3 protein-coding genes and 2 pseudogenes are annotated in these 6,580 nt (G+C 50.9%); 4 read left to right on the plus strand and 1 reads right to left on the minus strand.

The features are described 5' to 3' along the window. Positions 1-227 (minus strand): IS3 family transposase (locus BHE85_RS09140; RefSeq protein ID WP_057951205.1); only part of this gene is annotated, 227 nt, incomplete at its 3' end. Between the two features lie 80 nt (positions 228-307). On the opposite strand from BHE85_RS09140, the pseudogene BHE85_RS09145 reads away from it, so the two are divergent. From BHE85_RS09145 to BHE85_RS09165, 4 genes and pseudogenes are all read left to right on the plus strand, one after another. Next, positions 308-2,317, plus strand: a pseudogene (locus BHE85_RS09145) (DUF4132 domain-containing protein); the annotation flags it as partial. Positions 2,318-2,326: 9 nt separating this feature from the next. Next, positions 2,327-5,958 (plus strand): annotated as a pseudogene (gene yehI / locus BHE85_RS09155) (DUF4132 domain-containing protein YehI). Between the two features lie 61 nt (positions 5,959-6,019). After that, on the plus strand, positions 6,020-6,382 hold the full coding sequence (locus BHE85_RS09160) for a hypothetical protein (RefSeq protein WP_039064056.1): 363 nt from the start codon (positions 6,020-6,022) through the stop codon (positions 6,380-6,382). A gap of 33 nt (positions 6,383-6,415) precedes the next feature. Beyond that, on the plus strand, positions 6,416-6,580 hold a 165-nt coding region (locus tag BHE85_RS09165; protein WP_047664789.1), incomplete at its 3' end, for an IS1 family transposase.

Raw genomic sequence — 6,580 nt, forward strand, 5'->3', positions numbered from 1 at the left:
CGTTGTAGCTTTTTCCTCAGCTTACGTATTTCGATTTGTTCTGGTGTTATCGGAGAGGCTTTTGGTGTTTTGCCCTGACGCTCATCACGCAGTTGTTTGACCCATCTTGTCATTGTGGAAAGGCCAACATCCATAGCTTTGGCGGCATCTGCCACCGTGTATTTCTGGTCAACAACCAGTTGAGCGGATTCGCGTTTAAACTCTGCGCTAAAATTTCTTTTTTTCATTGGAGCACCTGTGTTGTTCTGAGGTGAGCATATCACCTCTGTTCAGGTGGCCAAATTCAGTGTGCCACTTCAGGCAGAGGGGAGATTATTCTGCGCTGATCAGCGAATTTAAAACCTTCTGGCACTCCTATCAACGGGAATGGCAGCTTTACATGTTAGCCGCCCTGCCTATCGAAAAAACAGCGCAGGCGTGGAATGTCCTCAGTAAAGAGCCACACGTCGGTGTCGAGTTTGTCATGACGCACCTGCAACTCGCTGGGTTACAGGGTTTTATTCACTCCTTTTCACGCTATCCACAAGAAGCTCTACCTGTAGCACAATATTTTGCGGCTATCGAATTAGCGCCACTGATTGCCCGTGCCTTCAACAAACTCAAAACGCTACGCGAAAACGCCCGCACCTGGCTGTTGAAATACCCGGAACATGCCATTACCGGCCTGCTGCCTTCGGCGCTCGACAAAGCCGGTGAAGCACAGGATAACGCCCGCGCTGCCTTGCGTATGCTTACCGAAAATGGTCATCAGCCATTACTGCAAGAAATCGCCCGGCGTTATAACCAGCCGGAAGTAACCGACGCGGTGAACGCTCTGCTTGCGCTCGATCCCTTAGATAATCACCCAACAAAAATCCCCACTCTTCCGGCCTTTTATCAGCCATCGCTCTGGACGCGCCCGGTATTAAAAGCAAACGCCCAATCACTGCCAGATAGTGCCCTCCTCCACCTCGGCGAAATGCTCCGCTTCCCTCAGGAAGAGGCTCTGTATCCGGGATTATTGCAGGTGAAAGATGCCTGTACCGCCGACTCACTGGCTGAATTTGTCTGGGATCTGTTTACCGCCTGGCTGACTGCGGGCGCGCCGTCGAAAGAGAGTTGGGCGTTTACTGCGTTAGGCGTTCTCGGTAACGATGATACCGCTCGCAAACTGACGCCATTAATCCGCGCCTGGCCTGGTGAATCCCAGCATAAACGCGCCACCGTTGGGTTGGATATTCTCGCCGCTATCGGTAGTGATATTGCCCTGATGCAGCTTAACGGCATCGCCCAGAAACTTAAATTCAAAGCATTACAGGAGCGGGCAAAAGAAAAAATTGCCGACATTGCCGAGAGCCGCGAACTCACGGTGGCGGAGCTTGAAGATCGGTTAGCACCGGATCTCGGTCTGGATGATAACGGTTCGTTGCTGCTGGATTTCGGCCCACGCCAGTTCACCGTCAGCTTTGATGAAACCTTAAAACCGTTTGTGCGTGACGCTTCCGGCAGCCGCCTGAAAGACCTGCCCAAACCAAACAAAAGCGATGATGAATCGCGGTCGAACGATGCGGTTAACCGCTACAAATTGCTGAAAAAAGATGCGCGTATCGTCGCCGCCCAGCAGGTAGCAAGGCAGGAATCCGCCATGTGCCTGCGTCGCCGCTGGTCGCCAGAAAACTTTAAGCTCTTCCTGGTTGAGCATCCGTTGGTTCGCCACTTAACCCGCCGTCTGATTTGGGGCGTTTATAGCGCCGAAAACCAGCTACAGGCGTGCTTTAGGGTGGCGGAAGATAACAGCTACAGCACCGCTGACGATGATCTTTTCACCCTGCCGGAAGGCGGTATCTCTATCGGCATTCCTCACGTTCTGGAAATATCACCGACGGATGCTGCCGCCTTTGGTCAGCTTTTTGCCGACTACGAACTGCTACCACCATTCCGTCAGCTTGACCGTAACAGTTACGCCCTGACAGGAGCCGAGCGCAACGCCAGCGAACTGACCCGCTGGGCAGGCAGAAAATGCCCGAGCGGTCGGGTCATGGGGCTGGCGAATAAAGGCTGGATAAAGGGCACCCCGCAGGATGGAGGCTGGATCGGCTGGATGATCAAACCCCTGGGCCGCTGGTCGTTAGTCATGGAAATCGATGAAGGTTTTGCGGTAGGCATGTCGCCAGCCGAACTCAGCGCTGAGCAGCTCTTAAGCAAGCTGTGGCTATGGGAAGGCAAAGCAGAAAGCTATGGCTGGGGGAGTAATTCAACACAGGAAGCGCAGTTCTCCGTAATCGATGCCATCACCGCCAGCGAGCTAATTAACGATATTGAAGCCCTGTTTGAATAAGGAAAGAGCATGGACAAGGAATTACCGTGGCTGGCGGATAACGCCCAACTGGAACTGAAATATAAAAAAAGCAAAACGCCGCTCAGTCATCGCAATTGGCCGGGCGAACCGGTGTCTGTTATCACTGAAAGCATCATTCAGACACTGGGTGATGAATTGCTACAAAAAGCTGAGAAGAAAAAAAGATTGTCTGGCGTTATGAAAATTTTTCACTGGAGTGGCAGTCCGCCATCACGCAGGCCATCAACTTGATCGGCGAACACAAACCCTCAGTCCCGGCCCGGACAATGGCGGCGCTAGCCTGTATCGCGCAAAATGACAGCCAACAGTTGCTCGACGAAATCGTCCAACAAGAGGGGCTGGAATATGCGACTGAGGTGGTAATTGCACGCCTGTTTATTGCGCGGTGTTATGAGAGTGATCCTCTGGTAGTGACATTGCAGTATCAGGACGAGGATTATGGCTATGGTTATCGCTCAGAAACCTATAACGAATTCGATCTCCGACTGCGTAAGCATCTCTCTCTGGCAGAGGAAAGCTGCTGGCAGCGTTGCGCCGACAAACTCATTGCCGCACTACCAGGAATAACCAAAGTTCGCCGCCCTTTTATTGCGCTGATCCTCCCGGAAAAACCAGAAATAGCCAATGAGTTGGTAGGCCTTGAATGCCCGCGAACTCATTTTCATTCTAAGAAGTGGTTAAAAGTTGTTGCTAATGACCCCACAGCGGTGAGAAAACTCGAACACTACTGGAGCCAGGATATATTTAGCGATCGAGAAGCCAGCTACATGTCGCATGAAAACCACTTCGGCTACGCGGCCTGCGCCGCCCTTTTGCGCGAACAAGGACTGGCAGCCATTCCGCGCCTCGCGATGTATGCCCATAAAGAAGATTGCGGCAGTCTGCTGGTACAAATTAACCATCCGCAAGTCATCCGCACCTTGCTACTGGTGGCTGATAAAAACAAACCCAGCCTGCAACGTGTAGCTAAATACCATAAAAACTTCCCCCATGCGACGCTCGCCGCACTGGCAGAACTGCTGGCGTTAACAGAACCACCAGCCCGCCCTGGTTATCCAATCATCGAAGACAAAAAGCTGCCTGCACAGCAAAAAGCACGCGATGAATACTGGCGTACGCTGTTACAAACGCTGATGGCATCGCAGCCACAACTGGCAGAAGAGGTGATGCAGTGGTTAAGTACTCAAGCCAGGGCAGTGCTGAATAGTTATTTATCGGCACCGCCCAAACCGGTTATTGATAGTACCGATAACAGCAATCTGCCTGAAATCCTCGTTTCGCTACCGTGGCGTAGTAAGAAAAAAATGACAGCTCCACGTCTTGATTTGGCACCGCTCGAATTAACTCCGCAAGTTTACTGGCAACCAGGCGAACAAGAGAGGCTTGCCGCCACTGAGTCTGCCCGTTATTTCAGCACGGAATCTCTTGCGCAACGCATGGAACAAAAAAGTGGACGAGTTGTATTACAGGAACTGGGTTTTGGGGATGATGTATGGCTGTTTCTGAATTATATACTCCCCGGAAAACTGGATGCTGCACGCAATTCACTCATTGTTCAGTGGCATTACTACCAGGGGCGGGTTGAAGAGATCCTGAATGGCTGGAACTCCCCGGAAGCACAATTAGCAGAACAGGCGCTCCGCAGCGGTCACATAGAAGCGTTAATTAACATATGGGAAAATGACAACTACTCACGTTATCGTCCGGAAAAGAGTGTCTGGAACCTGTATTTATTGGCACAGTTGCCGCGTGAGATGGCTTTGACCTTCTGGCTGCGTATCAATGAGAAAAAGCATCTGTTCGCGGGTGAGGACTATTTTCTCAGTATCCTCGGATTGGATGCGCTACCAGGTCTGCTGTTGGCTTTTTCACATCGTCCAAAAGAAACATTTCCGTTAATTTTAAATTTTGGCGCAACAGAACTGGCGCTGCCTGTTGCCCGCGTCTGGCGACGTTTCGCGGCGCAGCGTGATCTGGCTCGCCAGTGGATTTTACAATGGCCGGAACATACGGCTAGTGCACTTATCCCTCTTGTCTTTACCAAACCCAGCGATAATAGCGAAGCCGCATTACTTGCCCTGCGTTTACTGTACGAACAGGGACATGGCGAATTTCTACAAACCGTGGCAAACCGCTGGCAGCGTACAGATGTATGGTCTGCCCTGGAGCAGTTGCTTAAACAGGGTCCAATGGACATTTACCCGGCACGCATTCCAAAAGCCCCTGATTTCTGGCATCCGGCAATGTGGTCCAGGCCTCGACTTATCACTAATAATCAGCCTGTTACCGGTGACGCTCTGGAAATTATCGGCGAAATGCTGCGCTTTACCCAGGGGGGACGTTTTTATAGCGGGCTGGAACAACTGAAAACGTTCTGCCAGCCACAAACGCTGGCCGCTTTTGCCTGGGATCTCTTCACTGCCTGGCAACAAGCGGGGGCCCCCGCAAAAGACAACTGGGCATTTCTGGCATTAAGTCTCTTTGGTGACGAAAGCACGGCACGGGATCTGACGACACAGATCCTCGCCTGGCCACAAGAAGGCAAATCTGCCCGTGCTGTCAGTGGTCTGAATATACTTACCCTGATGAATAATGATATGGCGCTGATGCAGCTGCATCATGTATCACAACGGGCGAAATCACGCCCCTTACGTGAAAACGCAGCGGAATTTCTTCAGGTGGTCGCAGAAGATCGCGGGCTAAGCCAGGAAGAGTTAGCGGACAGATTAGTCCCAACCCTGGGCCTTGATGATCCGCAGGCGTTGAGTTTTGATTTTGGTCCCCGGCAGTTTACCGTTCGCTTCGATGAAAACCTCAACCCGGTTATCTTTGATCAGCAAAACGTTCGCCAGAAAAGCGTTCCCCGGTTGCGCGCCGATGACGATCAACTGAAAGCGCCCGAGGCACTGGCCCGACTAAAAGGGCTAAAAAAAGATGCTACTCAGGTGAGCAAAAACCTGCTCCCGCGTCTTGAAGCTGCCCTACGTACCACCCGACGCTGGTCGCTGGCAGATTTTCATTCTCTGTTTGTTAATCATCCCTTTACCCGTCTGGTTACCCAGCGATTAATATGGGGGGTTTATCCGGCAAATGAACCGCGTTGTTTACTCAAAGCCTTTCGTGTGGCCGCAGAGGGGGAGTTCTGCAATGCGCAAGATGAGCCAATTGACCTGCCTGCGGACGCTCTGATTGGCATTGCCCACCCGTTAGAAATGACAGTAGAAATGCGCAGTGAATTTGCACAGCTTTTTGCCGATTACGAAATTATGCCGCCTTTTCGCCAGTTGTCGCGCCGCACGGTGCTGCTCACACCTGACGAGTCAACCAGTAACAGCCTGACTCGCTGGGAAGGTAAATCCGCTACCGTTGGGCAGCTTATGGGAATGCGATACAAAGGCTGGGAGTCAGGTTATGAGGACGCATTTGTCTATGACCTGGGTGAGTACCGGCTGGTCCTTAAGTTTTCACCCGGTTTTAACCACTACAATGTTGATAGCAAAGCGCTAATGAGCTTCCGTTCTCTTCGAGTGTACCGTGACAATAAATCCGTAACTTTTGCCGAACTTGATGTGTTTGATTTGAGTGAGGCGTTAAGCGCACCTGACGTCATTTTCCATTAAAAACACAGCGGGCAGTGATGCAACTGCCCGTTATCAACACGACTTACCAGCGGGGAAAGCGATGATCGTGCAAAAAGAGCTGGTTGCTATTTACGATTATGAGGTCCCTGTACCTGAAAATCCGTTTTCCTTCAGACTTGAGATCCATAAATGCTCTGAATTATTTACAGGTTCCGTCTATCGACTGGAACGGTTCCGGCTACATCCAACATTTCATCAACGTGATCGAGAGGATGTTGACCCGCTAATAAATGATGCGTTGATTTATATAAGAGATGAGTTTATTGATGAGCGGAAATTACGAGGTGAATCACCTGAACCTGTACCAGTAATTTTTAATTGTGAACTACAGAATATATTCAACCAACTAATAGAATATTACTTTATTAAAGTGGGAAACTGGGTAATGCTGCCAACTTACTGATTTAGTGTATGATGGTGATTTTAAGGTGCTTGCGTGGCTTCCATTTCCATCAGATGTCCTTCCTGCTCCGCTACTGAAGGCGTGGTGCGTAACGGCAAAAGCACTGCCGGACATCAGCGCTATCTCTGCTCTCATTGCCGTAAAACATGGCAACTACAGTTCACTTACACCGCCTCTCAGCCCGGTACGCACCAGAAA

The organism is Shigella sp. FC1567, from assembly GCF_001743015.1.
In the GTDB taxonomy this organism is placed as follows: domain Bacteria; phylum Pseudomonadota; class Gammaproteobacteria; order Enterobacterales; family Enterobacteriaceae; genus Escherichia; species Escherichia coli.

Excerpts from the sequence above, each read along its gene's own strand:
- BHE85_RS09160 (WP_039064056.1), top strand. The coding sequence starts at position 6,020 with ATGATCGTGCAAAAAGAGCTGGTTGCTATTTACGATTATGAGGTCCCT.